The organism is Pradoshia eiseniae (assembly GCF_002946355.1).
GTDB lineage: Bacteria > Bacillota > Bacilli > Bacillales > Pradoshiaceae > Pradoshia > Pradoshia eiseniae.
The window spans coordinates 708384-732586 of the sequence record NZ_PKOZ01000001.1 but is presented as its reverse complement, the minus strand read 5'-3'; the positions used below and the strand labels follow the sequence as shown (position 1 = coordinate 732586).

27 protein-coding genes are annotated in these 24203 nt (G+C 42.0%); 8 read left to right on the top strand and 19 right to left on the bottom strand.

Annotated features, from left to right (window positions below):
• Position 1: 1 nt before the first annotated feature.
• The 4 genes from CYL18_RS03655 to CYL18_RS03640 all read right to left on the bottom strand — a co-directional run bounded on the left by CYL18_RS03655 (position 2) and on the right by CYL18_RS03640 (position 3789).
• Complete coding sequence (locus CYL18_RS03655) at positions 2 to 841, bottom strand: DegV family protein (protein ID WP_104848080.1); 840 nt, start codon at positions 839 to 841, stop codon at positions 2 to 4.
• Between the two features lie 86 nt (positions 842 to 927).
• Positions 928 to 1404 carry a glutathione peroxidase gene (locus tag CYL18_RS03650; protein WP_104848079.1) on the bottom strand — a complete coding sequence of 159 codons (477 nt, stop codon included), beginning with the start codon at positions 1402 to 1404 and terminating at the stop codon, positions 928 to 930.
• Between the two features lie 33 nt (positions 1405 to 1437).
• Positions 1438 to 1944, bottom strand: a complete 507-nt coding sequence (locus CYL18_RS03645) for a hypothetical protein (protein WP_104848078.1) — start codon at positions 1942 to 1944, stop codon at positions 1438 to 1440.
• 156 nt (positions 1945 to 2100) lie between these two features.
• Entirely contained in the window at positions 2101 to 3789 is a 1689-nt protein-coding gene (locus CYL18_RS03640; RefSeq protein WP_104848077.1) for a formate--tetrahydrofolate ligase, read from the bottom strand.
• A 181-nt stretch (positions 3790 to 3970) separates the two neighbouring features.
• On the opposite strand from CYL18_RS03640, the gene metA reads away from it, so the two are divergent.
• Both metA and cspD read left to right on the top strand, forming a co-directional pair.
• A complete protein-coding gene (gene metA / locus CYL18_RS03635; RefSeq protein ID WP_104848076.1) occupies positions 3971 to 4879 on the top strand; it encodes a homoserine O-acetyltransferase MetA in 909 nt (302 codons plus the stop codon).
• Positions 4880 to 5059: 180 nt separating this feature from the next.
• Complete coding sequence (cspD, locus tag CYL18_RS03630) at positions 5060 to 5266, top strand: cold-shock protein CspD (protein WP_104848075.1); 207 nt, start codon at positions 5060 to 5062, stop codon at positions 5264 to 5266.
• Positions 5267 to 5308: 42 nt separating this feature from the next.
• Here cspD and CYL18_RS03625 read toward each other — a convergent pair whose 3' ends face one another.
• Positions 5309 to 5506, bottom strand: a complete 198-nt coding sequence (locus tag CYL18_RS03625) for a zinc-finger domain-containing protein (RefSeq protein WP_236636211.1) — start codon at positions 5504 to 5506, stop codon at positions 5309 to 5311.
• A 1-nt stretch (position 5507) separates the two neighbouring features.
• Positions 5508 to 6173 carry a reverse transcriptase-like protein gene (locus CYL18_RS03620; protein WP_104848074.1) on the bottom strand — a complete coding sequence of 222 codons (666 nt, stop codon included), beginning with the start codon at positions 6171 to 6173 and terminating at the stop codon, positions 5508 to 5510.
• A 192-nt stretch (positions 6174 to 6365) separates the two neighbouring features.
• Between CYL18_RS03620 and CYL18_RS03615 the strand changes: the two genes are divergently transcribed.
• The gene (locus tag CYL18_RS03615) at positions 6366 to 6758 is read left to right on the top strand and encodes a reverse transcriptase-like protein (RefSeq protein ID WP_104848073.1); all 393 of its coding nucleotides are present in this window, start codon (positions 6366 to 6368) and stop codon (positions 6756 to 6758) included.
• Between the two features lie 387 nt (positions 6759 to 7145).
• Here CYL18_RS03615 and CYL18_RS03610 read toward each other — a convergent pair whose 3' ends face one another.
• The 10 genes from CYL18_RS03610 to CYL18_RS03570 form a co-directional block, all read right to left on the bottom strand.
• Complete coding sequence (locus CYL18_RS03610; protein WP_104848072.1) at positions 7146 to 7415, bottom strand: DUF6123 family protein; 270 nt, start codon at positions 7413 to 7415, stop codon at positions 7146 to 7148.
• 137 nt (positions 7416 to 7552) lie between these two features.
• Positions 7553 to 8440 carry a 5'-3' exonuclease gene (locus CYL18_RS03605; protein ID WP_104848071.1) on the bottom strand — a complete coding sequence of 296 codons (888 nt, stop codon included), beginning with the start codon at positions 8438 to 8440 and terminating at the stop codon, positions 7553 to 7555.
• A 104-nt stretch (positions 8441 to 8544) separates the two neighbouring features.
• The gene (locus CYL18_RS03600; protein ID WP_236636210.1) at positions 8545 to 9375 is read right to left on the bottom strand and encodes a sulfurtransferase; all 831 of its coding nucleotides are present in this window, start codon (positions 9373 to 9375) and stop codon (positions 8545 to 8547) included.
• Complete coding sequence (locus CYL18_RS03595; protein ID WP_104848070.1) at positions 9353 to 12991, bottom strand: dynamin family protein; 3639 nt, start codon at positions 12989 to 12991, stop codon at positions 9353 to 9355. Before CYL18_RS03595 ends, CYL18_RS03600 begins: the two co-directional genes overlap by 23 nt.
• Before the next feature lie 392 nt (positions 12992 to 13383).
• A complete protein-coding gene (locus CYL18_RS19590) occupies positions 13384 to 13515 on the bottom strand; it encodes a hypothetical protein (protein ID WP_269089182.1) in 132 nt (43 codons plus the stop codon).
• 97 nt (positions 13516 to 13612) lie between these two features.
• Positions 13613 to 14044, bottom strand: coding sequence for a VOC family protein (locus CYL18_RS03590; RefSeq protein WP_104848069.1), 432 nt, complete (start codon positions 14042 to 14044; stop codon positions 13613 to 13615).
• Between the two features lie 22 nt (positions 14045 to 14066).
• Positions 14067 to 14771 (bottom strand): SAM-dependent methyltransferase, encoded by a 705-nt coding sequence (locus CYL18_RS03585; RefSeq protein ID WP_104848068.1) that lies wholly within the window; start codon positions 14769 to 14771, stop codon positions 14067 to 14069.
• A gap of 310 nt (positions 14772 to 15081) precedes the next feature.
• Positions 15082 to 15681, bottom strand: a complete 600-nt coding sequence (locus CYL18_RS03580) for a response regulator transcription factor (protein ID WP_104848067.1) — start codon at positions 15679 to 15681, stop codon at positions 15082 to 15084.
• Positions 15678 to 16817 carry a sensor histidine kinase gene (locus tag CYL18_RS03575; protein WP_104848066.1) on the bottom strand — a complete coding sequence of 380 codons (1140 nt, stop codon included), beginning with the start codon at positions 16815 to 16817 and terminating at the stop codon, positions 15678 to 15680. Before CYL18_RS03575 ends, CYL18_RS03580 begins: the two co-directional genes overlap by 4 nt.
• 66 nt (positions 16818 to 16883) lie before the next feature.
• On the bottom strand, positions 16884 to 17903 hold the full coding sequence (locus CYL18_RS03570; protein WP_104848065.1) for a fatty acid desaturase: 1020 nt from the start codon (positions 17901 to 17903) through the stop codon (positions 16884 to 16886).
• Between the two features lie 537 nt (positions 17904 to 18440).
• Between CYL18_RS03570 and CYL18_RS03565 the strand changes: the two genes are divergently transcribed.
• The 3 genes from CYL18_RS03565 to CYL18_RS03555 all read left to right on the top strand — a co-directional run bounded on the left by CYL18_RS03565 (position 18441) and on the right by CYL18_RS03555 (position 19718).
• Positions 18441 to 18617, top strand: a complete 177-nt coding sequence (locus tag CYL18_RS03565; protein WP_407984511.1) for a hypothetical protein — start codon at positions 18441 to 18443, stop codon at positions 18615 to 18617.
• Positions 18618 to 18938: 321 nt separating this feature from the next.
• Positions 18939 to 19223, top strand: coding sequence for a YesK family protein (locus CYL18_RS03560; RefSeq protein WP_104848063.1), 285 nt, complete (start codon positions 18939 to 18941; stop codon positions 19221 to 19223).
• 231 nt (positions 19224 to 19454) lie between these two features.
• On the top strand, positions 19455 to 19718 hold the full coding sequence (locus tag CYL18_RS03555) for a hypothetical protein (RefSeq protein WP_104848062.1): 264 nt from the start codon (positions 19455 to 19457) through the stop codon (positions 19716 to 19718).
• Between the two features lie 864 nt (positions 19719 to 20582).
• Here CYL18_RS03555 and CYL18_RS03550 read toward each other — a convergent pair.
• Positions 20583 to 20963, bottom strand: a complete 381-nt coding sequence (locus tag CYL18_RS03550; RefSeq protein ID WP_104848061.1) for a hypothetical protein — start codon at positions 20961 to 20963, stop codon at positions 20583 to 20585.
• A 367-nt stretch (positions 20964 to 21330) separates the two neighbouring features.
• Here CYL18_RS03550 and yjcZ point away from each other — a divergent pair, with 367 nt between their 5' ends.
• Positions 21331 to 21468: a sporulation protein YjcZ gene (yjcZ, locus tag CYL18_RS03545; RefSeq protein ID WP_104848060.1), complete on the top strand. Its 138-nt coding sequence runs from the start codon at positions 21331 to 21333 to the stop codon at positions 21466 to 21468.
• A gap of 62 nt (positions 21469 to 21530) precedes the next feature.
• Positions 21531 to 21638, top strand: coding sequence for a YjcZ family sporulation protein (locus CYL18_RS03540; protein ID WP_104848059.1), 108 nt, complete (start codon positions 21531 to 21533; stop codon positions 21636 to 21638).
• Between the two features lie 659 nt (positions 21639 to 22297).
• On the opposite strand, the gene CYL18_RS03535 is transcribed toward CYL18_RS03540, so the two are convergent.
• Positions 22298 to 23617, bottom strand: coding sequence for a nucleobase:cation symporter-2 family protein (locus CYL18_RS03535; RefSeq protein ID WP_104848058.1), 1320 nt, complete (start codon positions 23615 to 23617; stop codon positions 22298 to 22300).
• Positions 23607 to 24203 carry a xanthine phosphoribosyltransferase gene (locus CYL18_RS03530; protein ID WP_104848057.1) on the bottom strand — a complete coding sequence of 199 codons (597 nt, stop codon included), beginning with the start codon at positions 24201 to 24203 and terminating at the stop codon, positions 23607 to 23609. Before CYL18_RS03530 ends, CYL18_RS03535 begins: the two co-directional genes overlap by 11 nt.

Genomic DNA, 24203 nt, shown 5'->3' with positions numbered 1-24203 from the left:
TCTACTTCTCCAGCCATCCAATTCCAACTGTTCCTGTGCCGGCATGAAGGACGAGGGCTGTTCCAAGCGGATTTGTACTGACTTTAGCATCTATATTCCCGGCCTCGACCAAGTCTTTCCATTCTTTAGCCTGACTTTCATCTCGACCGTAAAGCATAAAGATTTCCTCTATTTTCCCTCTTGTCTCGGACTCCTCCAAATAGCTGCTGATTTTCTCCGTTGCTTGTTTCCATGTCCGCACCTTTGTCTTGATTTCAAGCTTTCCTTCCTCAAAGGTGACAATAGGCTTAATTTTCATCAAGCTCCCCAGTAAATACTTGCTTGCTGATAATCTTCCACTTTTATGCAGCTGCTGAAGAGAGCCGATCCATACGAAAATCTTTAGTTTCGATTTAATCGCATGGATGCTCTGGATGACTATCTCAGGTTCATGGAAATGATCCCAAAGCTTGATGGCCTTTTTCAACAGGAGTGTTAATGGGTAGGACAAAAAGCTCGAATCCACACTGTAGACAGGGATATTGACCATTTTGCCTGCCTGTAGGCTTGTTGAATAGGTACCGCTTAATGCACTGGATACATGAATAGAGAATATCAAGTCATATCCATCAGCCAGTCGTTCATACAACTCAACAAAATCCCCGACTGATGGCTGTGATGAGGAAAGGATATCTCCATTATCCATTGAGCGAACGAGATCTTCCGTCGTCAAATCAACACCATCGAGATAGGATTGACCGTTAATGATCAGGTGAACAGGCAAAACATACACATGAGGATGCCTCTTCAACTCCTCATCTAAAACCGCAGAGCTATCCGTAACCCAGGCTACCTTTTTCATCCTTCTCCTCCTACTATATGAATATACCAATTTCGTTTGCAACTTATCCCCCTAGTATGAGGAATCCCTCCCGGCGGGAGGGATTTTCATAGTAATTCAATGATGCTTTGTTCGACCTCAGACATTTTCGTAGAAGGAGCAAATCGCTTGATGACATGGCCATCTCGGTCAATCAGGAATTTGGTGAAATTCCATTTTATTGCTTTTGAACCCATAACACCAGGGGCTTTTTCCGTTAAGTATTTGAATATAGGGTGGGCATGCTCCCCTCTGACATCAATCTTGCTGAACATCGGGAAGGTTACACCATAATTTGTCTTGCAGAATGCTTGAATATCCATATCATCGCCTGGCTCTTGCGCCATAAATTGATTACATGGAAAACCAAGAACAACAAAGCCTTTTTTATTGTATTTCTGATAGAAACCTTCTAATTCCTTATATTGAGGAGTAAAACCGCATTTACTTGCGGTATTGACAATCAGCATGACTTGACCGCGATACTCGCTTAATGAGATATCATGACCTGATATTGATTTAGCCTCTAAATCATAAAGAGTCATATCATTATCCTCTCCATTCGTCTGGTTTGCGGGCTACATCCCCGTACTTAAAATATGCTGAATCTCCTGCACATACGTAATTAGCAAGGAAATATCATCCTCATAGATTGGCTTTTCTCTTTCTATTTCAATCGTAACATAGGACCCGTCTCGATTATAACCGATTGGTACATGCTTAAAAACGCGATAGCGATGCCCTGAATCCCATTTTTGCTTCAAGATATGAATATTCTTAAGCGGGTGCTCCGGGTCAATAAAACGAAACGTAAATTTAAGCGTACAGCCAGGATTCCTTTTCGAGAAAGCAGGCAGTTTCTCTTCAGCAAAAGCTGACAAGGAGGCCGATAAAGAAAAGGTACATTCCATATCCTTTTCCTTGTCAGCATCATATCTGACGATTATCTCAAATTTACGTGACATATGGGCTAGGTCAATAAAGTCATGCCGGTCAATGACAGCAATGTCACCGTCAAGGTCGAAATCATAAAAAGCCCCTTCTGCGACGACCTTCAAATTTTCAAATACAGTTGGATCAAACAAGCGATCACTCCCAATACCCCTAAGTATTAACGTGCAGCTGATCTCCACCTCTCCAGCTTGTAACAGGCGGGAGACCAACTCCGCGTATATTTCAATTCATTCAGCGAACAATCAGCTGAGATAAGCCTCATCTTGATTGAAGTCCCCTTTTTCTTGTCAGAAGAGACCTGCCGCATTTCCTTTAGCATCTACATCCATTTGCAAGGCTGCAGGTTTTTTCGGCAGACCCGGCATGGTCATCACATCACCAGTCAGAGCGACAATAAAACCAGCCCCGATGGATGGCTTTAATTTTCTGATGTGAATCGTGAATTCTTCCGGACGACCAATCTGACTAGGGTCATCTGAAAGGGAATATTGGGTTTTCGCCATACATACAGGAAGTTTCCCCCACCCTTCATCCTCAAACTGCATAAGCTGTCTCCGTGCCTCTTTAGAGTATTCAACCCGGTTTGCACCATAGACAATGCGTGTTATCTTGCTGATCTTCTCGCTTATCAAATCAGTATTGTTATAGAGCCTTTTGAAGGATGAGGATGTCTCTTCAATCAGTTTCTCAAGCTTTTGAGCTAAATCTAATCCGCCTGCTCCACCTTTTTCCCACACCTCTGTCAACGAACAAGTATATTGATGTTTCTCGCATAGCTGAAGGAATAGAGCAATCTCTTTCTCTGTATCACCTGAGAATTTATTCATAGCAATGACAAACGGCAAACCAAAAGCTGAAATGGTCTCACAGTGCTTCACCAAATTAGAGAAGCCTTCCTCAATTGCCGCTAAATTCTCTTCTTTCAAATCTTCCGCAGGTACTCCGCCGTGTAACTTCAAGGCTCTAAGCGTAGCGACGATGACGACTGCATCAGGCTTCAAGTCTCCGGCAGCGGTTTTGATATTCAAAAATTTCTCCCCGCCAAGATCTGCGCCGAAACCAGCCTCTGTCACGCAATAATCCCCAAGCTTCAAGGCCATCTTCGTCGCAATAACACTATTGCAGCCATGGGCAATATTCGCAAATGGGCCGCCATGTATGATCGATGGAGTATGCTCAACTGTCTGCACGAGGTTCGGCTTAAGTGCTTCCTTCAGCAATAACGTCAGGGCTCCTTCAACCTTTAAGTCCGATACAGATACCGGCTTATCTTCATATGTATATCCAATGATAATCTTTCCTAGTCTTTCCTTAAGATCATCTAAATCCTTCGCCAGGCAGAGAATCGCCATAATTTCTGAAGCAACCGTAATATCAAAACCATCTTCACGCACAACGCCTTGTTTTGGTCCGCCAAGCCCAATGACAATTTGGCGCAATGCACGGTCATTCATATCGAGCACCCTTTTCCAGATGATTTTCCTTGGGTCAATATTCAAATCATTCCCTTGATGAAGATGATTATCTATGAAGGCCGCCAAAGCATTGTTAGCTGTCGTGATGGCATGAATATCTCCTGTAAAATGAAGATTGATTTCATCCATCGGAAGCACCTGAGCATATCCTCCTCCAGTCGCTCCCCCCTTCACCCCCATAACCGGGCCGAGTGAAGGTTCACGCATGGCAATGACTGCTTTTTTTCCGAGCTGTGAGAGGGCATCTCCAAGGCCTACAGTGACGGTTGATTTCCCTTCTCCTGCTTTGGTCGGGTTTATAGAAGTAACGAGAATCAACCGGCCATCTGGCAGGTCTGCTTTATTTTTCAAGACATCCAAGGATATCTTTGCCTTATACCTTCCATATGGTTCCCACTCTTCCTCCGTTATGCCAAGCTTCTCAGCAATTTGGTCAATCGGTTTCAATTCCGCTTCCATTGCAATTTCAATATCGGTTTTGAAAACTGTGTTCGATTTCATGGTAGTCCCCCTCTATCTTTCTCCCTCTAGTTTATCAAAAATTATATCAGAGACACAGATTTTATATTTGCCAGCCAATAAAAATATGAATACAATAGTAAATATTGCAAGTGATGATTGAATTTTCCAATTATTATAATAATATCGGATTCACATCCGCAACGAAAAGGAGGCTTGCAGCATGCCAATAACCATTCCTAAACTTCTTCCAGCCAAGAGGATTTTAGAGAACGAAAATATCTTCGTGATGGATAATGAACGGGCCATGAGCCAGGATATCCGCCCTCTCAAAATATTGATCCTGAACCTCATGCCTGAAAAAGAGAAAACGGAAACACAGCTTCTTCGCCTTCTCGGAAACACTCCCTTGCAGGTCGATATCACCTTTCTCAGAATGCGCACTCATGAGAGCAAACATACATCTGCAACTCATCTGAATCAGTTTTATAAAACCCTCCGCGAAATATCTAACATGCGCTTTGACGGGATGATCATTACGGGAGCACCCGTCGAAAAGATGGAATTCGAGGATGTGAACTACTGGCAGGAACTGCAGGAAATCATGGACTGGACAAAGGATCATGTCACTTCAACCATGCATATATGCTGGGGCGCCCAAGCAGCCCTCTACCATCATTTTGGAATAAGAAAGCAATTATTGTTGAAGAAATGTACAGGCATATACAGTCATCGTGTCCTAAAGCCCCACGACCAGCTGGTCAGAGGGTTTGATGATATCTTTTACGCTCCTCACTCTCGTTATACGGATGTGGAAGCAGAAGAAATCCGTCAACACGAGGATTTAATCGTTCTTGCCGAATCAGACCAAGCAGGCTTATTTCTCATCTCATCAAAAGACGGCAAGCAAATCATGGTGACCGGCCACCCTGAATATGAGCTATCCACTTTAGCACAGGAGTATGAGCGTGACTTGACGAAGGGCTCGGATGTACCAATTCCGGAGAACTACTTCCCGAATAATAATCCGGCGGAAAACCCATTACATACGTGGAAGAGCCATGCCAGCCTTCTATTTTCAAACTGGCTGAATTACTATGTCTATCAAGCGACACCATATGACTGGACTTAAGTTAATACTGATATGATGAATTTACCAACAATGTTATTTATAATATTCTATTTATTTTAACAATTCATTTTGACACTCTCTAATTAAATATTGTATATTGTTATTGTCATTACCTTCTTTACGGTTTTGATAATATGTTCTTGGCTCAGCCAGAGCCACAGTTTTAGGAGGAATAAAGAAATGCAAACTGGTAAAGTAAAATGGTTTAACAATGAAAAAGGCTTTGGATTTATCGAAATTGAAGGCGGAGACGATGTATTCGTACACTTTTCTGCTATCCAAGGCGAAGGCTACAAATCCTTGAACGAAGGCGAAGAAGTCACATTCGAAATCGTCGATGGAGAAAGAGGACCACAAGCAGCAAACGTTCAAAAAGGACAATACTAATTCACTAACAAACAGCCGCCATATTCCTATATGGCGGCTTTTCTAATTCTCATTCAATTGACTCCCTAAACTCTTAAGCTGCTCTCCAACTGTGCATTTCGTAATACAAAACCGATGTGCATGCCTTCTTCCTTGCTCAGCGACCAGCTGCTTATGCAAAAAACAGCCATGGCAGTACGTATTCAACAAATGATTGACTTGCCTAAACGTGTGCTTCTTATGCCCTTTCTCCCTCATCATCTCATCCTCCAGCCGGCATTTCCATTTGACTGTTAATGAAAGTTCCCTGCAATGCTTGCTGTGCGAGCCTGTGCGCTTCCTCATTCGCTTTACGATTGACAGGCTGGACTTCAAATTCAAGGCCAAGTTCTTTGAGCTTATTCTCAATTCGGTCAAGCCATCTGTTAAGTGCCTCATCAAAGCAAGGCCATTCTCCTGATAGCTGATTCAGCACGACCTGTGAATCTCCCTTGATCATAATCCTTTGGTGCTTAACCCCAATCTCTTCTAATCTTAGGCAAGCAGCATAAAGGGCACAATACTCCGCCTCATTATTGTCTTCAATTAAATCAAAGCGTTCATTGTACCGGGCACGGAAAGTCTTCCCGTTTTGTTTGTAATATACGACTGCACCAGCACCTGCTGCCGTCTCACCCGGAACATGGCTTCCATCGAAAAGAACCACACAATCATGAGGTTCATCCTTCACCTTCTCGTGAAGCTTCAAGAACTGTTTCTTTGTCCATTCCTGGCCAATTTCATCTATAAACAAAATCTCCTTTGCCCGCCCAAGCTTCTCCAAATCCCCAGCAATCTGAATGGCAATCTCCCCGTCCATTTCTTCGGAGGTGAATGGAACGTTTGGCAGCTTCGATTTTGTATACACCCATTTTAATGTAACCTTCATGGAGGTCTCCTTTCGAATAAAATGTTCGGTGTTTAACTTCTTATATGCCAAAAAGGCATCACTCATACTTAAGGTAACCGTTTTTTAAGTCGGGTATAACTATAGACTTTTCCCTTGAACTAGGATACTTTTTATCTAGAAGCTCTATCCCGCTATCTGTCATAGAGCAATATGGAAAAGGATGTTTTAGATATGATTGAAGTATATATTGACGGGGCCTCCAAAGGCAATCCCGGACTAAGCGGTGCCGGTATATTCATTAAGTCAGGCGAGGGTCAGGAACGTTATTCTATTCCCCTTGGCGTTCATGATAATCATGCGGCAGAATATTTAGCGTTGATTCATGCCCTCAGAATTTGTCAGGAAAAAGGGTATGAAGATATCATTTCAGTCAGAACCGATTCAAGACATGTTGCTGACGCAGTTGAAAAGGAATTCGTCAAGAAAGAGCCTTACCGCTCCCTTCTCGCTGAAGCACTGGAATTAGCTTCAGCATTTCCGCTGTTTTTCATCAAGTGGATTCCCGAGTCACAGAACAAAACAGCCGACCAGCTTTCGCGGGAGGCAATCCGGAAAAACGCCTAAATAGGAAATGTTGCTAGGACATAACTTATAAACAATCCTGAAAGACGAACGATATCTAAATAAATCATAATAGACTTTGTTTCTTATTAATGAGGTACGCTGAAAAAAAAGGTTCGTTCTATTGCGCTTTCGTCCACTCGCTTTCCGCGGGGAGGAAGGCTTTAGCCTCCTCGGCTACGCCTGCGGGGTCTCAGCCTTTCCTCTATTTCCCGCAGGAGTCGAGTAGCCGCAGCGAAATTCCACTGGTTATTAAATGATATACAAAATGAACAAATCTATTGAATACATCTAAAAAACCCAACCTATTAGACGAAATATTAATTAAAATATCGCCTAATAGCTCGGGTTTTTTATTGACTGAAATACTTTTATCCCAGCCACATTATATTAAGAAACCTGTATTCCGTATTCCTCCATCAAATAATAGGCTTCTTTTCTGGAAGAGACCTGATTATTCATAAACGTTTCAAGCAAAGACACATAAAATCCGCCATCAAAGCGCCTTTGCGCCTTTAGAGTATATTCAATCGCTATATTGGCGAGCCAGTCCGGAGCCGAAGTCATCTCTTTTCCAAAATAGATAAAACCGATTTCTTCTTCTCCAAGCTTGAATCCTTTCGAAGACAATCTACATAAGTATTCTTCTAGATTATTCATGACCCCAGAAACACACTCCTTCATGTCAATACAAGATAATTGTAAAACATTTTCGAGTTGTTGGGTATAGTTTTTTGTCGAATTATCTGAAAAGGGCCATAGTGAAAGGCAGCCGGTGACCGGCTGCCTTCCGCCATTTAACGAATCCGGATATTCAATTCCAGATTCTCAAGCTCCGCCTTCAATCGATCATGATTTGGGTCATACATTAATTCTTCATGTGTCCAAGTGGAAAATTCCTCAATATCACAGATAATTTGTGCGAGTTCCTTGCTAATGAAGGCGGATTCCCTGCCTGCATGCAATTTCTTTCGGCACCGGTTGAACTTCGGATCGAGCTCCTCTAATTGCTCATATATTCCTTCCAGCGTTTCATAGTGCTGGATTAACGGGAGAGCCGTTTTCTCTCCAATCCCCGGGCAGCCTGGGATATTATCGCTCGAATCCCCGAGCAGGGCCTTAACATCCACCCATTGCGCCGAATCGATGCCATAGTCAAGCCGGAATTGGTCAATGGTGTAATGTATCTCTCCAGCCTTTCCAGCAATGATTTGAGTCGTCCGCTCGTTCAATAATTGGAATAGGTCTCTGTCATTGCTATAAATATAGCAGTTTCCAAGCTCATTTGAACTCCATAAAGTTGAAATCGTTCCAATTACATCATCTGCTTCAAAAGAAGGAACAGACAGCTGTTTGACACCCGCCTTATCCAGAATGTCTGTAAGCACTTCATATTGCATAATCAACGGTGCCGGCAATTCCCCTCTAGTCGCTTTGTAAAAATCATACTTCTGGCGCCGGGAGGATTCTTCCCTCTTCACATCCCAGGCCACAGCAAGATGGGTGACCTCATTCGTACGCACCAAGGCGAACATCTTTTGAAAAAACACACGAAGTGCATTCGTATAAATACCCTTGCTGCTTTTATACAGCTGATCTTCTGTCTTTCCGTAGGCTGTCGCAAAATAGCCTCGGCTCAACAAATTGAAGCCGTCGATTAATAATAAATTCCGATTCTCTTGCATCATTATTATCCCCTGTTCTATTCGTTCTATGTCCATCATGATTAATCCATTTTAGCACAGGAGCTCATGACCTGCGCCAAATAAAAATTGGCAGAGGTGGTTTCTCATTTTGTGTCTACAGGGTTTTCATCATATGAAATCCAATCACTGAAGCTTCCGGCATAGACTTTCACTTCTTGATAGCCAGCCTGCTTGAGTGCGACGTAATTCACGCAGGCAGTAATGCCAGAGCCGCAATAAACGGTAATCGGTGTTTTAGTATTAATCTCTTGAAAGCGGGATATAAGCTGATTCTTCTCCAGATAAAGCCCGTCAGCCAGATTGCCCATCCATTCATAATTGAGCGCATTCGGAATATGGCCGCTTTTAGTATCAATTGGTTCATAGAGACCTTTATAGCGCGCCTCCTCCCGCGAATCGATAAGCAGCCCTTTCCTTTGGCCAATTGATAGTTCCTTTACCTCTTCATAGAAAGCCAATATATCCTTATTTCCAGCTGGTCTATAGGCAGAACTTTTGATAACCGGCTCATCAACGGTTAGTGGATACCCTTGTTCTTTCCATGCTTTTAATCCGCCATTCAGGACATATACCTGCTCATACCCATAAAGCTGGCTCAGCCAAAGGAAGCGGGCCGCAAATGCCCCTTCCCCTCCATCATAGGCAATGACTATCGTATCCTGGTTCACTCCTGAACGTTGCATGAAACGTATGAAAGCTTCTCTAGATGGTATTGGATGTCTGCCGCCATGCTCACTAACTTCAGAGGATAGGTCCTTTCCGATATCAGCATAAACCGCTGAAGGGATATGCTCCTTCTGATACCGTTCTCTCCCTTTATTCTCATTAGACAAATCAAATTGGCAATCCATCACCAGAACATGTTCATCTGACAAATGACGGTAAAGCCATTCAGCTTCTCGTATAAGAGTCAAACTGTTTATCCTCCTCTCCTGACTTCAATAAACAGCCGAGACGTTCAGCAGCCTTTTCGTATACTGCCGGGGTTGCCTGCTCTTCCAATGTTTGCTTAAGACCAACCACAATCTCATTTCCATCTCTAAGCATCGATTCGGTCAATTGCCCGCCTAGTAAATGGACCCTATTTATCACATATTCCATCAGCCTTACCTGCTGATGCTCATAGTATTCATTGATCTTCCGCTCTAACTTGGCATAGACGGATTGCTCCATCTGCTTTCGTCCGTCTTTCTCGAAGAAGGCGTTCGTCCCCTTGAATTTTTTCAATTCATCCTTAAATTCCGCCGCATTTACATTCTCCAATGGCGGCTCTTGCTCGAATTCCTCTTGGATGGTCAATACTGGCTCACTGAATGCCCAATCTCTCTGAATGGCTTGGGCAGATTCGACAAGCCGGACATAAGACTCACGCATCATCTTCTCAACCGCCACTTCCAAACGAAGAGTGGCAGCCTGCCATTCATTTGTGATGACTAATTTCATATCATCGAGCAAGAGATTCATGCTGTTAAAGAGTGTTTGCTTCTCATTTGTAATACGACCCGGGTGGAAATACTCTTTAAAAACGCTTGGAAAATTAAGCCCTAAACGCTGCTTGCTATAATGCAGCAGCTCCTTAGCCTCCTGTTTTGCCCGTTCTCCTTCATGGTCAAATCCTTTCTCAAGAAGAAGGGTACGAATCTCTTCCCAGTTGCGCTCAAGCGATTCTTTTCTTTCCTGTTTCTTCTCCTCACTCTCGCTTGCTAATTCCACGGAACGGCATAACAGCTGGTAGGCTTTCTGCATTTCTGTCCAGCTCGAAGCGAGCAGCAAGGATTTCAAATCATGGTCGATGAATTGATGGAAAGCTTTCTCAAATTCATCAAACAAATGAATATACTGTTTTGCATTCTCATCTTCCGAGCCGGTACGAACCTGAAGTGCAGAACGGCTGGAGATCGGGTAAATACGCGGATTTCTGATGCCGGATTCCCGCAGCTGAGAATCCAAATATTCTACTACCAGCTCCCGCTCTTGCTCATCAGCAGCAAGATCGGCCGCATTTAAGAGAAAGAACATCTTATCTCGGCTGAAGGAATCCTTCACGCGTCCAAGCTGGTCAAGGAAGGTCCTGTCTGCCCTTGAAAATGGGTGATTATAATACGTAATAAAGCAAATTGCATCCGAATGCTTAATATAATTGAAGGAGGTTCCCGTATGCCTTGCATTGATAGAGTCTGCACCTGGTGTATCAACAAGGATGACACCTTTTCTCGTAAGCTCACAATCATAATAAAGATCAATCTTCTCTATGAAACAGGATTTGGATTCATCAGTCGCATAAGCGGCAAATTCGTCTAAATTGACAGTAAAGATTTCACCTAGATGACCTTTGAAATCGTCTATGCCGTTTACGAATGCTTCGAGGAAGGAGGCACGAAGACCGAGTGCTTCCTTTTTCTTCGCCAAAAGAGATTTGGCCTGCCGTTTAGCAAGCTCTAAATCTTGCACTTTTAGCCCTTCCTCTGTCCAAAGACTGTTTAAATCATCAATCAGCATCTTTTCTGTCTTAGCAAAGATGACCGCTGTCCCATTCACGTGTTCATTTGAAGGCGGAAGAATGCGGTTGATGACAGCCGTGGTCGGATTGGGTGATACAGGCAGCAGATTAGATCCTAAAAGAGCATTAGCGAAGGAAGATTTGCCCGCGCTGAACGCGCCAAATAAAGCCAAGGTATACGTCTGATTTTGGAAGCTCTCCGAACGAGCGCTCAATTCTCTCGCTTGCTTTTGGAAGCCGGGAACTTCGCCCAAGACCTTTGATGCCTTGATGAGTCGAGACATAATCACATCTGCCGCTGGAATACCTGACTCACTCTTTTCTGCCTGGTCTTCAATAGTCTCTTTGGAATTTGGCTCCGGCTGGTTCAGATTTTCTGCCTCTTTCGGAATGATAACATCCAGCTCTTCATCTGGTTTGATGAACGCTTCAAGCTCATTAAACGGGAATCTTGGCCGCTTGCTTGCTTCTTTCTTGACACTTGCTTCATATGCCAATTGTTCCTTTTGAGCAGTTTTCCATTTTCCCCATACTTCAGAAAGATTATGGTTCTCCTCAATCTTGTTTTCTACAGGCTTGAACAGCATTCCCCGCTCTCTTTCCCATTCCTCAAAAATCCTCTCCGCCAAGACCTTAGCTTGAGCCTGCGAGGCTTTTCGGATCTCTGCGGAAAGACGATCGGAGAAATTCAGCACAAGATCACCTGTCATGGCCGCTAAAGGCTCTGTCTGCAGGAATTTCTCATAAGGTATCTCATATATAAACTGCTGTATAAGGTCCAATCCTCTTTGTTTGTCTCCCGGGTAATCCCCAAGCAGTTCATGAAACCACTCCTGCAAATGCCAAATGATGGTTGAATCCGTTTGCTTTTTCACATCCTCCAGCAGATTTTGTCTTCTCCGCTCACGCTCCTGCAAGGTTTTCTGCTTGCCGAAGAATCCAACCTTAAAAGAGGTAACATTGGCTTCAAGGTATTCCCGCACTAGTTCTCTCGTTTCATACGGTGTCAGGTTGGCATTCTTAAGAATACCAGCGGTCTTTTCCTCAAAAAGACGCTTCGCCTCCTCGGCATAAACGCGGATGCGTTGTTCAAGGCGAGACGCTTGCTCCAATGCATCCACAAGATTTGGATCATATGCGGCAAGCTCCTCATTCAGGTTTATATATATATCTTGATCTTTCTCATTTCTCCACTCAAGATGCTCATCAACCAATCTCTTCACTAGAGAGGGAAGATCCATTTGAAGAGGCAGGCCTGATAATTCCTTAATCTTTTCCTTCACCTTTTCAGCCTGATTATATGGATGGTTCTCTTCGCGCATCGTTGTATAATAGATTTCTTCCGGCTTAACACCCCATTCATGGAAAGCCCTCTTCACGCTAGACTTAATAGAAGAGAACGGCAGCTCCTTATCATCATGCTTATCAATTTGATTGATGATGATGAATATTTTCTTGCCCATCTTCGTTAAATCCTTCGTGAACTGGAAATTAACCTCTGATTGGATATGATTATAATCCGTTACATAAAATACTGAATCAGCCATATGGAAGCTTGAAGCGGTTGAACGCTCATGAGCATCATCTGTAGAGTCAATCCCCGGTGTGTCCAAAAGGGCAACCCTCTCCCCAAAAGGGAAATGTTCCATCCGAAGATTCACACTTTGAATCTCTGCCCCGTTCTTTGCGTAGTCCCTTATAAGTGAAAAGTTAATTGGAGGAGGAAATACCGCGATACGTCCATCCGCAAGAGTAATCCGGGCCTCTCCGTTACCGCTTTCAATTCGGACAATGTTCGCACTTGTCGGAATAGGACTTGATGGAAGTACCCTTTGTCCGAGCAAGTAATTGATAACAGTGGACTTACCTGCCGAAAAATGTCCGCAAAAAGCTAAGCTGTACTTATTGTCATACACCTTTTTCATGATCTCTTTCGTTTTTTCTGACCTCTCCTCATCCCCGCTTCGGTCAAAAAATTGATATATGCCATAAAGATACATTAAATCATTCTGACTTTTATGTGTGGTCATAGCAATCCCCTTAATGTCGTGACTTATTTTCTTATTTTACATGAAAAGCAAGTTAATTGACCAACGTTTATGACAAATCTGAAAATGAATCATAATAAAAAAAAGAACCCAGAAGATGAATCTTATCTGAATTCCGATATCGTTTCATTATTATTGTATGACCATACTGCGAGTCTACAGGTATCCATTTAGCAATGCTTATTCTGCGCTGGCCACATTATTCATGACATAGACCATCAACGTGCTAAAAGTTGCAACAGTCGTGCCGACAAATATCCAAACCATGATTCGCACCATCCCTGTTATGTAGTACTATTGAGAATTGCTCTCACTATACTTTCATCTTAGCATGAATGATAATCATTTTCAATAGGGATTGCCAGCTGTCTTCTTCATTTATCCTTATCTTTATCATTATGCTGAATCGAAATATATATCTCCTTCAGCTCCTCACGTCCGCAAATATTACACTGATACGGCTCATCATGCAATGCGCGGCAATGCAAACAATAATATTTCCTCATAGGATTTACCGCCTTTTTTCATATATCCTATGCACTCCCTGTTCATTTGGACCATAAGCAGCCATCTATTAAGCCCGCGGCAACCCTTTGTCTCCTCTTAAAAAACGAGCATGCCATCCTGGTCAAACTGGAAGTTAGGTCCCCAAACAACCTCCCAATAGTATCCGTCTAAATCAGCAAAATAAGCATGATAGCCGCCCCAAAAGACATCCTGCGGTTCCTTGACGATGGTCGCACCTGCGCTTCGAGCTAAATCAATTATTTTTTGTACATCCTCTTTATGCTCTACATTATAGGCAAGGGTGATGCCGCCAAATCCCCCTCCAATGTCAGGCGGGTCCGATTCACTGATATCCTTTGCTAATTCCTCAAGTGGAAATAATTCAAATTTGGTCCCCGGCGTGTTGAAGAAAATCACTTCTGGGCTATCTCTTTTCTCATTTGTCTTAAATCCCAGCTTATCCCGATAAAAACGGACTGACTCCTTCATATTCCTGACACCTAAACAAATCACTGTCACTTTGTTCATTTAAAGACAACCTCCATATTTTTTATTTTTGAAATAAAGCTGTCCGCAATCCTTTTTCCGAAAAGACAGGTTGATCTCTAACACCGGTCATTTCCCTCATATCAATCGCCTGGTATCGACTAAATATCATCTTTAGCCGACCCTCAGTGAAGCCTAAACCTCCCTGAAGGCTTTTCAATCTGTACACATCCCAATCTGAGATTTCGGATCCCCCCAGCTTCCCCCCTGGGACAAAACAGACGACAGAGAAATAACCTCCTGGTCTAAGGGCCTTATCAATAAGCGCGAGATAGGCAGTCCTTCTATGGGGCGCAATATGATGAAAGCAGCCGGAATCATAAACGATATCATAGCCCCCCACTCTAACCTTTAAATCAACTATATTTTCATGAAGGAAGTTAATCTTCACTCCCCTTTCCCTCGCCCGTTCCTCAGCCCAACGCAAGGCTTCTTTCGACGAATCAGCCGCATCAACCTCACAGCCCTTCTCCGCAAAGAAAAAGGCATTCCGCCCAGGGCCGCATCCCAGTTCCAATACCTTGCTTCCAGATTGAAACATCCCCTCCCTAAAGTAGCGGACAAGATTCTCATCCGGCAAATCGGTGAAAAATGGTATATCCCTTCGTCGGTCAGAATAAAATTGGTCCCAATCAAAGGTTCTCTCTTCCATAAGCAGATGATCCAGCATAACAAGCACATCTTCCGTACTTCGGATGATTTCCTTCAAGCAATCCCTCCTCTTTAAGCTTTAGGTGCTACCTAAATTATACCAAATCAACACTTCGATCCACCGAATCTTTCAGTCTAGTAAATAAAAAAACTCCGTCAAAATTAACGGAGTTTCCAAATAATTGAATAGATAATATAATAGTAGAAAATCATCTTTTAAAGGGGAACAAAAATGGACTTTCTTATTGGAATAGCTTTAATCATCATCATCTTCATAACAGGGAATAATATCGAAAGAAGCCTAAATAGCATTGTAAAGCAAAATAAAGAAATCATAGAGTTATTAAAAACAAAAAAATAATAGCAAGCTACTTAAACCAGCCCTTTTCCTTAGATTGAGCAATCGCTTCAATCCTGTTCTTTACATCCAGCTTATCAAAGATGGCCGAGATATAATTCCGAACTGTACCAGTCTTGATGCTAAGCTCTTCGGCAATTTCTTTCGTATTCATTCCATCTGCGACCAATTCCAGCACCTCCCGCTCCCGGTCCGTGAGCGGGTTAGCTTCAGCAAATGCCCCATCAATCAATTCAGGTGCATACATTCTTTTTCCCGCATGAACTTGCCGAATCGAGACGGCCAGCTCCTCACTTGGGCTGTCCTTCAATAAATAGCCGCTCACGCCAGCTTGTAAAGCCCGCTGAAAATAACCGGTTCTCGCAAATGTCGTCAGGATAATAATTTTGCAGCCATGCCCCTTCAGCTTTTCAGCTGCTTCCAATCCTGTCATTCCGGGCATCTCGATATCCATTAAGCATATATCCGGCTGATACTTTGCGACAAGAGCAAGAGCCTCTTCCCCGTTGGATGCTTTCCCGACTACATCCATATCATCCTCAAGCGCCAGCAAAGAACCGAATGCGCCGAGAATCATTTGCTGATCCTCCGCGATTACGATCTTAATCATGCTTGCCCCTCCTTTACAGCTCGCTTCGTTTCGTTCGGCACCTTGATAATCAGGCGGGTCCCCTCTTTTAAATCTATATCAAGACTGCCATTGACGAACTCAAGACGTTCCCTCATGCCAATCAGTCCATGTCCTCTTTCAAAGCTGGTCGCCCGTCCCTTAAAGACCCCATTATCCCATATCGTCATGGTGATTTCCTTCCAATCTTGTTCGAAAGTAACCTGACATTCTGTTGCGCCGCTGTGTTTCACAATATTCGTGACGGATTCCTTTAAGCACATACTGAGAATATTTTCAGTCAATAACGGGACATCAGTCAGCTTTTGCTTTTCGTCAATGTTGAATTGGATATTGGCTGCATTGAGCAATGTTTCAACAGACACCATTTCATCCTTAAGACGGATACCCCTCATGGATGAGACCATTTTGCGCACCTCATTCAAGGCTGTTCTGGCAGTTTGCTGTACATCAATCATTTCACTGGCGGCCTGTTCCGGATTTTTATTAATCAGTCTCCTAGCCAGGTCACTCTTCAGCCCAATCAGACTAAGCTTTTGCCCTAGTGTATCATGAAGGTCACGGGCTATTCGCTCTCTTTCCTCCACGACCAGTAATTCCGAGATCTTTTTATTGGCATCATCCAGCTTTTCCTCCAGACGGCCCATAACTTGCCGGTTTCTAATAGTAAATGGAAGGAGGGTAATGCTGAGCCAGGTTATAATGATAAACGGCAATTGCTTAAGAAAAAATACCTGATGCAGCAATATCCCCAAATAGATGGATATCCCCGTACTGACAAGCAGTAGGATATAAATAGCCACGAAGTCCGCTTTCTTCTTAATATTTCCGGCCAGATAAGCGAGAAAAAAGGCTAAATAAATATAGCCGAACAAAACGGTCATATACGTAAAACAGCCCATAAGCACAAGTGTCCATACATACTTCATCCAGCCAGTCGTTTTATAGGCAAGCCTGAATAAGGAAAGGAATAGAAGCGTGACAACTATTCCTATCATCTTATTCTGGTTAGTCGTATCTGACTGGAAGATGAAATAAAACGGCAAGATACAGAGAATGGCCCATACATAAGGGGAAAGACCGCTCATTTTCAAGAAGGCGATATAGTTTTTAATCATTGGATAACCTCTTTTTAGTGCGTCTTTCTTTTCCCTCATCGTACCATTTTATCAGAAAAATGGAAGCTAAATTACTTCTCTATTCAGAATGATTTGTGATTTCCCTTCTCGGTAGGTGACAAACTTCTTCTCCCGCTCATCCCAAAGCCGGAAACGAAGAGACTTCAAACTCGTTAATAAAGTAATGGTCGGAACATGCTGCAATGGCTTGGTATCCTTATGAGCATCGGCAAGCCTGTAATTTGGGACACGCGGGCTCAAATGATGAACATGATGGTAGCCAATATTGCCTGTCATCCATTGAAGAGGCTTTGGAAGCTGATAGTAGGAGCTTCCTTCCACCGCCGCCTTCACATATTCCCAATCATCATTTTCCTCAAAATAGGAATCTTCAAATGTATGCTGAACATAAAAGAGCCAAATACCAGCCACTCCAGAAAGATAAAAAATCGTACCTTGGATAATCAAGAAGGCCTGCCAGCCCACTAAATAACACATAATTCCCCAAAGTGCCACGATAGCCGCATTTGTGAAATAGGTATTCCTGCGTTCCTTCTTTCCTGCATTCTTTCTATTAAAACGATTGGCTATTAAAAAGGCAAAAATGGGACCAATACCAAACATAATGAGCGGGTTGCGGTACAAGCGATATTGCAGGCGCGTCCACTTAGAAGCTGCATAGTATTCATCAACCGTGAGCATCCACATATCACCGATTCCGCGCTTATCCAAATTGCCGCTGCCGGCATGATGGACATTATGGCTGTGCTGCCATTGCTTAAACGGAAACAACGTCAAAATCCCGCTGATATTTCCAAGAATAACATTGGCCTTCCTGTTGCGGAAGAAGGAGTTATGACAGCAATCATGGAAGATGATAAAGATCCTTACTAAAAAGCCTGCCGCCACCACTGTGACGGGAATAGCTAGCCATATCGACACAGATAAAAACAGATAGGCTATATACCACAGAAGGAAGAAAGGTACAAAAGTGTTTATGATTTGTTTTATGCTTTCCTTTGTTTCTGATTTCTCATATGGGTTCATCGATTTTCTCAGCCGAAGCTGTTCTTCTTTCATTTTCATATCGTCCCATCCCTTATTCTTTATTGATTGTTCTCTTCATACATTATAGAAAATAAAAAGTTTTCTTTGCAGACATAGCTGTCATAGCGCCTATATGACACTTGTCATGTACAGGCCTGTTCGTTTTAGCTGAAAGCCTTTCACAGAGCGGTTTTCATGAAAAAAATAAAACGACAGTAAATGTCATCATTTTTCGCCTATTTAGCATGTGATAACATACGGAGCTATTCCTTAGTCATGAATTTTCTTTTAGGAAGAGCCCTGAAATTCTAGCTTGTTAACTACGTATTGTAATTTAAGCTTAATTTTCCGAAAAAATATAGATATATATCCTAAACTGTTAAAAGGAATAAACCTTGATTTTTGTTTTTTATAAACAGAACAGTGCAATCAGAATACCTATTTTAAATAGTTTTATTGATTGTTAATAAACATACATTAGTAAGCAAGCTAAACGAAAATCTGTTCCTATAAGCTATAATCCGTAAGTTTTTTGATATAATAGTTACAGACAACAAGCATTGAAGGTGATGGATAGTGGAAGAACAGGAAAAGCAGGAGTATGACCTCAATAAAATATATACATATAAGGAGCTGCCAGATAAGATTGCAGGCCGCTGCGATAATTGTGGAAACACGCATTTCAAGAGCTCGGTCAAGGATATGGTGTTCCTTCGTGAATGCCGGCAGTGCGGCATGAAGAAGTCGATATGAACAAAAGGAAAGATTCAATTGATGAATCTTCCCTTTCAGACTGTAGACAGACTCTTATGAAGGATAACTGCCCCTAAATGGTTAGACATTCGAATCTAACGATTTAGGGGCATTCTTTATGTTTAAGCACTCAAAGTAATCGGTAAATGCTTATTTTTTGGTAGAACCGTTTTTTCACAGCCAAACTGCTACTCTCCACTCATCTAAGGCAAGTCACTCAGCCAGTTGAGGAAAACAGACCCTTTATATATTCACTGGGATATTTGGAATTTTATGTTAAAATATACATATAGATAAAACTAAATTTGGAGGGGATTTGTGATGATGTTTTTCGGGCCATTCCTCATGGCCTTAATACCGGGTATATGTATCCTGTTGCTTACTTGGTGGCTTAGCAAAAAAGATATGCCCTTAGGTTTACGGTTATTGCCAGGTCTTATGACAATTGCCGTTTCCTTTGTTCTATTCTACATTGGGTTGGAGTATATTCGAGGTTTTGAGGGTGCAGCCTATGGCCTTCTTGCCATATTCCTTATCCTTTTCGCATTAACTTCGTTCGTGTTTGCAAAGAGCACCTATAACAATAATGCAACGAAGCACCACTGATGTCCATCTATACTGAGAAATCAGCACTACTATCTTTCCGCAATTTCCCTCTGAGAATATATAAGCTCCCGTTGATCGATATTGTTAAAAAAGCAGTACCTTCTCACAGAAAAATAACTTGCTTTATAAGTAAATTAATTTCATGTTAACAACTTTAAACTGCTCGTTCTCGAGAACAACAATTCCGTTAGTCGCAGCAGCCATAAATATACTTTTAGGGGTGACAAAAAAGTGGAACAGGATGTGATTATTCCAACAAAGGGCGAAACATCAAACTTTGTAGAGGTATTTACGGCTATACTGCCGTTTATCCTCCTAGCCATAGTTGCCATTATCGTTATTGCCATTGTGGTCCTTATCAAGATGATAAAAACATACTTGAGGAACAGCCGAATATCGGAAGAGAAATTGAAGATGGAACAAGTAGAAATCCAGAATATTAAGGAACGCTTGGATCGAATTGAAAAGAACTCGCTTGATTTGAATAATAGATAAAGAGGAGACAGATAACTGTCTCCTCTTTGATTTCTTTAATAGGATTAATTCGCAATGAAATGAAGCATTAAGCTTAGGTTTTTTATTAAAGGCTCCTATATTATGAATGAGCCACTTCTTCATTACTTTTAAGCAATGGCTGCCTTTTTTCGCTTTTTTGCCGAATACATTAAATATCTAGTTGAGTCCATCGCCGTTATCCGTATGCACAGGCAATGGTTAGGAGGTTCTCTTGTAACTGATGATTAACCTTGCTGAGCATTTGGATGACGGTCGCCATGGCGCAATTATCAGACTGAAGCCGAGGATGACCTGAAAGGCACCTGTTGTGTAAATGGATTTAAAGAAATAAACATGTTCTCTACGTTTTTATATCCACGTTGTTTAACCTCAACATTTCAATATATGTACGAATAGCAAACACATATACTTTTTAACTTAGCTCGCTTATAAAGGCACGGATACAAATTATATATGTTATAAAGCCTTCCGTTAGATACAAGCCAAAACAACTTACTAAAGTTATTTAAGGTATGGACAATAATATATATAAATGTGACTTCTTCCTAATACAAATACGATTGGTCCTCTTTAGAATTGGCTTCTTTATCAGTTACGGAAGTTTATTTTCATGTTAGCTGATTAACAGCAACATACCTGATGGAAACCATGATGATGGAAATGATAACATCGATAACCCATACCGTCACCAAAAAATCGACTTTCCCATTTATATCTCCTCAAATGGTTTTAAAAGAGAAATAGATATTTGCCTATTGGTGAGCCTACTCTTGTTAGTTAGTTTATTTGCAGCTATATTATTGTTCTATTCACACGACAATTTCCAGCTCAACACTAGGCATTTTAGTCGGATTTGAACTTCTTAATAAACCTATGAAAAAATGGGGTTATTTCTTTAATTAATGGTTGAGTTGTTGTAACAAGCATATCAATCGTTTCCATAAGTAATTCAAAATCCACATTGTTAAGAATAGTTTCTATATGATTTTGATCGGTCTGAGGACTCGGTGTATCTTCTTTTCTCTTAACGCCAAAAAACCAATCATTGTTCCGATTATATCTGTCATCGTAAGACGTTTGTTCTTTTTGTTCAGACAATACTTGTGAGTCATTTTCGGCTTTTTTGTCAGATTCTCTATGTGAACTCTTTCCAAAAAAGAATTGTGAAAAACGGTCCATTTCTGCATTCGTCTTTTGATTTTGTTGCTTATTATTCTCCTCCAATTAGTTCCCCTCCCCTCTTTTCATCTTTATATTATGATTAATTTTTTTCTGAGTGTGGACACTTGTACAAAAATTAAAATATGGCCGTTTTGTCATTTCTCTATTTAAATTTACCTTTAATTACCTCTAGTGCCATACAGCTTCTGAGTGCATATGTTATTGAGCTCCCAGATTTTTATAATCACCCCAGAGAAGGTGTGTGCATATATCGCAGACGCTTTTTTTATATTTAGAAATGTTTAAGGATACCGCTGATTTTCTCTAACACGATGATGTTTGTCCAAACAATGCTTGTCTTTAAATTATATATATATGTTGTAGGATTCCTTATCCTATTAACTATTCGAATAAATAGGTGGTGAAAAAGATGAGATGTGGATATGACGGAGGTTATAGCGGTGGTTATGACGGAGGCTATGGCCGTAGTTCTAGCGGGAGCAATTTTGCCTTAATCGTTGTATTGTTCATTCTGTTAATTATCGTACTGGGCAGCTTCGTTAAATAAATGAAATGGTTTGGTTAGAACGAGTTGAGTCCCTTATTTTCAAGTAATGGGAGGTGTAATAAATGGAAGAATACAGAAGTGAACGTAGAGATAAAAACTCTTTTGCTTTTGTCGTTGTGTTGTTCATTCTACTCATCATTGTTGGAGCTTCTTTTATGAGCCACTACTAAATTGTACGGAACAAGGGGCAGGTTTAGTTTAACTCCCCTTGTTCATACAGACTTCGGAAATACGATTAGAATATTATAAATGTTTGGTCGAAGAGATTTGTTTTTTCGAGACGATTTAAGAAGAATACGTTTTCCCTCGTTGAGATTGAATTCAAATTTGAGAGAAGAAGACGACGGGGATTCTAATTAACCAATGATTTAAGAATAGGTAAAGCGGACGAATAGCTTTACCTATCCTTTTTGTACTTAATTAATTGTAATATGACGTGCAGTAGCTGTAAGTCAATCCAGTTATATCAGGACGCGGGCAAGCTAAAAGCTGTGTTTCTCACATTCATCGAGCACAAAACACGGTGGTCTATAGGGATTTATCCCTGATTGGCCTTAAATTCCCCCATCAACTTCCCTTCATCTGTTTCGCGAACTTGATGGGGGACTTGGGAATCCCGCACCTGTTTGACATCCTTCAATCTGAATAATTTCTTTGAGTTGGATGGAAACGTTGCTTACGCTTTTTGAGATAGCCTTGCGGATTCATCTGAAAAGCGCGCAACTTTTTTTAGATTCTCTCTCTAATCGGAGGAGTTTATTTTCCCTTTACAGATCCATATCCCGTGTGAGTTCGCTTTTCGGTTTAAGTATATCCTCAAGCATCTATATTATGACGAAGCCACTTCTTCCTTACTTTGAAGCAATTGGCTGCCTTTTTTCGCTTTTTTCCCCAATACATTGAAAATCAAGTTGAGCGCCATCGCCGTTAGTCCGCCTGCGACAATTCCGTTCTCCGTCAAGATCCTTAGTCCTGAAGGCAGGTTTTGGAACATTTCCGGCACAACGGATACGCCAAGGCCAAGTCCGCATGCACAGGCAATGATTAAGAGGTTCTCTTGTGACTGGAGATCAACCTTACTGAGCATTTTGATGCCCGCTGACAGAACCATGCCGAACATCGCGACCATTGCGCCGCCTAGTACCGCACTTGGGATGACGGTCGTCAAGGCAGCAATTTTTGGGCTGAAGCCAAGAATAACAAGGAAGGCACCCGCTGTATAAATGACATTTTTCGAGCGCACACCAGACATTTGGATCAAGCCGACGTTTTGGGAGTAAGTTGTGTACGGCAATGCATTGAAAATACCGCCAAGGAAAATCGCCACTCCTTCCGCACGGTAGCCTTTTGCAAAATCTTTTTCTTCTAATTTCTCTTCGCAAATATCCGATAGGGCGAGATAAACGCCAGTTGATTCAACAAGGCTGACCATCGCAACCAAGATCATCGTCAGGATTGGAATCAATTCAAATGATGGCAATCCAAAATAGAATGGCTGTGGGGTTAATACCACATCTGCATCAAGAATGGCTTGAATATCTACCTTACCCATGAAGGCTGCCGCAACCGAACCGGCAATCAACCCAAGCAGAATCGAGATGGCTCGTAAGAACCCAGTAGAAAATTTATATAAAATGACAATAAATAGCAATGTACCAAAAGCAAGCAGAATGTTGGATAATGAGCCATAATCGCTTGAGCCTTGTCCTCCAGCCATATTATTCATAGCTGTTGGAATCAAGGTCATCCCGATAATCGTCACAACTGAGCCTGTAACGACCGGCGGGAAAAAGGCCAATAATTTGCTGAAATACTTACTGATTAGAATGACAAATAATCCTGAGGCTAAAATTGCGCCATAAATGGCTGGAATGCCATAATCTCCGCCAATGGCAATCATCGGACCAACGGCTGTGAATGTGCAGCCAAGAACGACTGGCAGGCCGATTCCAAAGAAGCGATTCTTCCACACTTGTAGTAAGGTCGCAATCCCGCACATCAATATATCGATAGAGACAAGATGGGTAAGCTGCTCAGGCGTCAGTCCAATGCCCCCGCCTACTAATAACGGAACAATCACTGCCCCTGCGTACATGGCAAGGACATGCTGCAAGCCTAATGAAGCCGTTTGCCATTTATTAACCTTCATGGATGATTTCCTCCTCTTTTTTGAATGTCACCATACCGTCTTTTAGTGACTTAATTCTAGCCAGGGACTCGACACGGTAGCCAATCTTGCGAAGCTGCTCCCCGCCTTCCTGGAATTCTTTCTCGATGACAATGCCGATTCCGGCAATTTCAGCTCCTGATTGCTTGACTAATTCTATGAGCCCAAGAGCTGCCTGGCCTTTTGCTAAAAAGTCATCAATGATCAGAACCTTCTCTTGCTCATTCAGGAATTTACGTCCGATGCATATTTGGTTTTTTTCTTGCTTCGTAAAGGAGTAGACGGATGCCGTATACAAATCATCCTGCAGGGTTAGCGACTTCTTCTTACGGGCGAAAAGAACAGGCACTTGCATTTCGAGCCCTGCCATTACGGAAGGGGCAATGCCAGATGATTCAATCGTGACAATCTTCGTGATTCCCATCCCTTCAAATCGCTTGGCGAATTCCTTTCCTATTTCGCTCATTAACACCGGGTCCAATTGATGATTTAAGAACGTATCCACCTTTAGGACATCATCTGAAAGCACTTGGCCTTCTTTCATGATTTTTTCTTTCAGCTTTTCCAA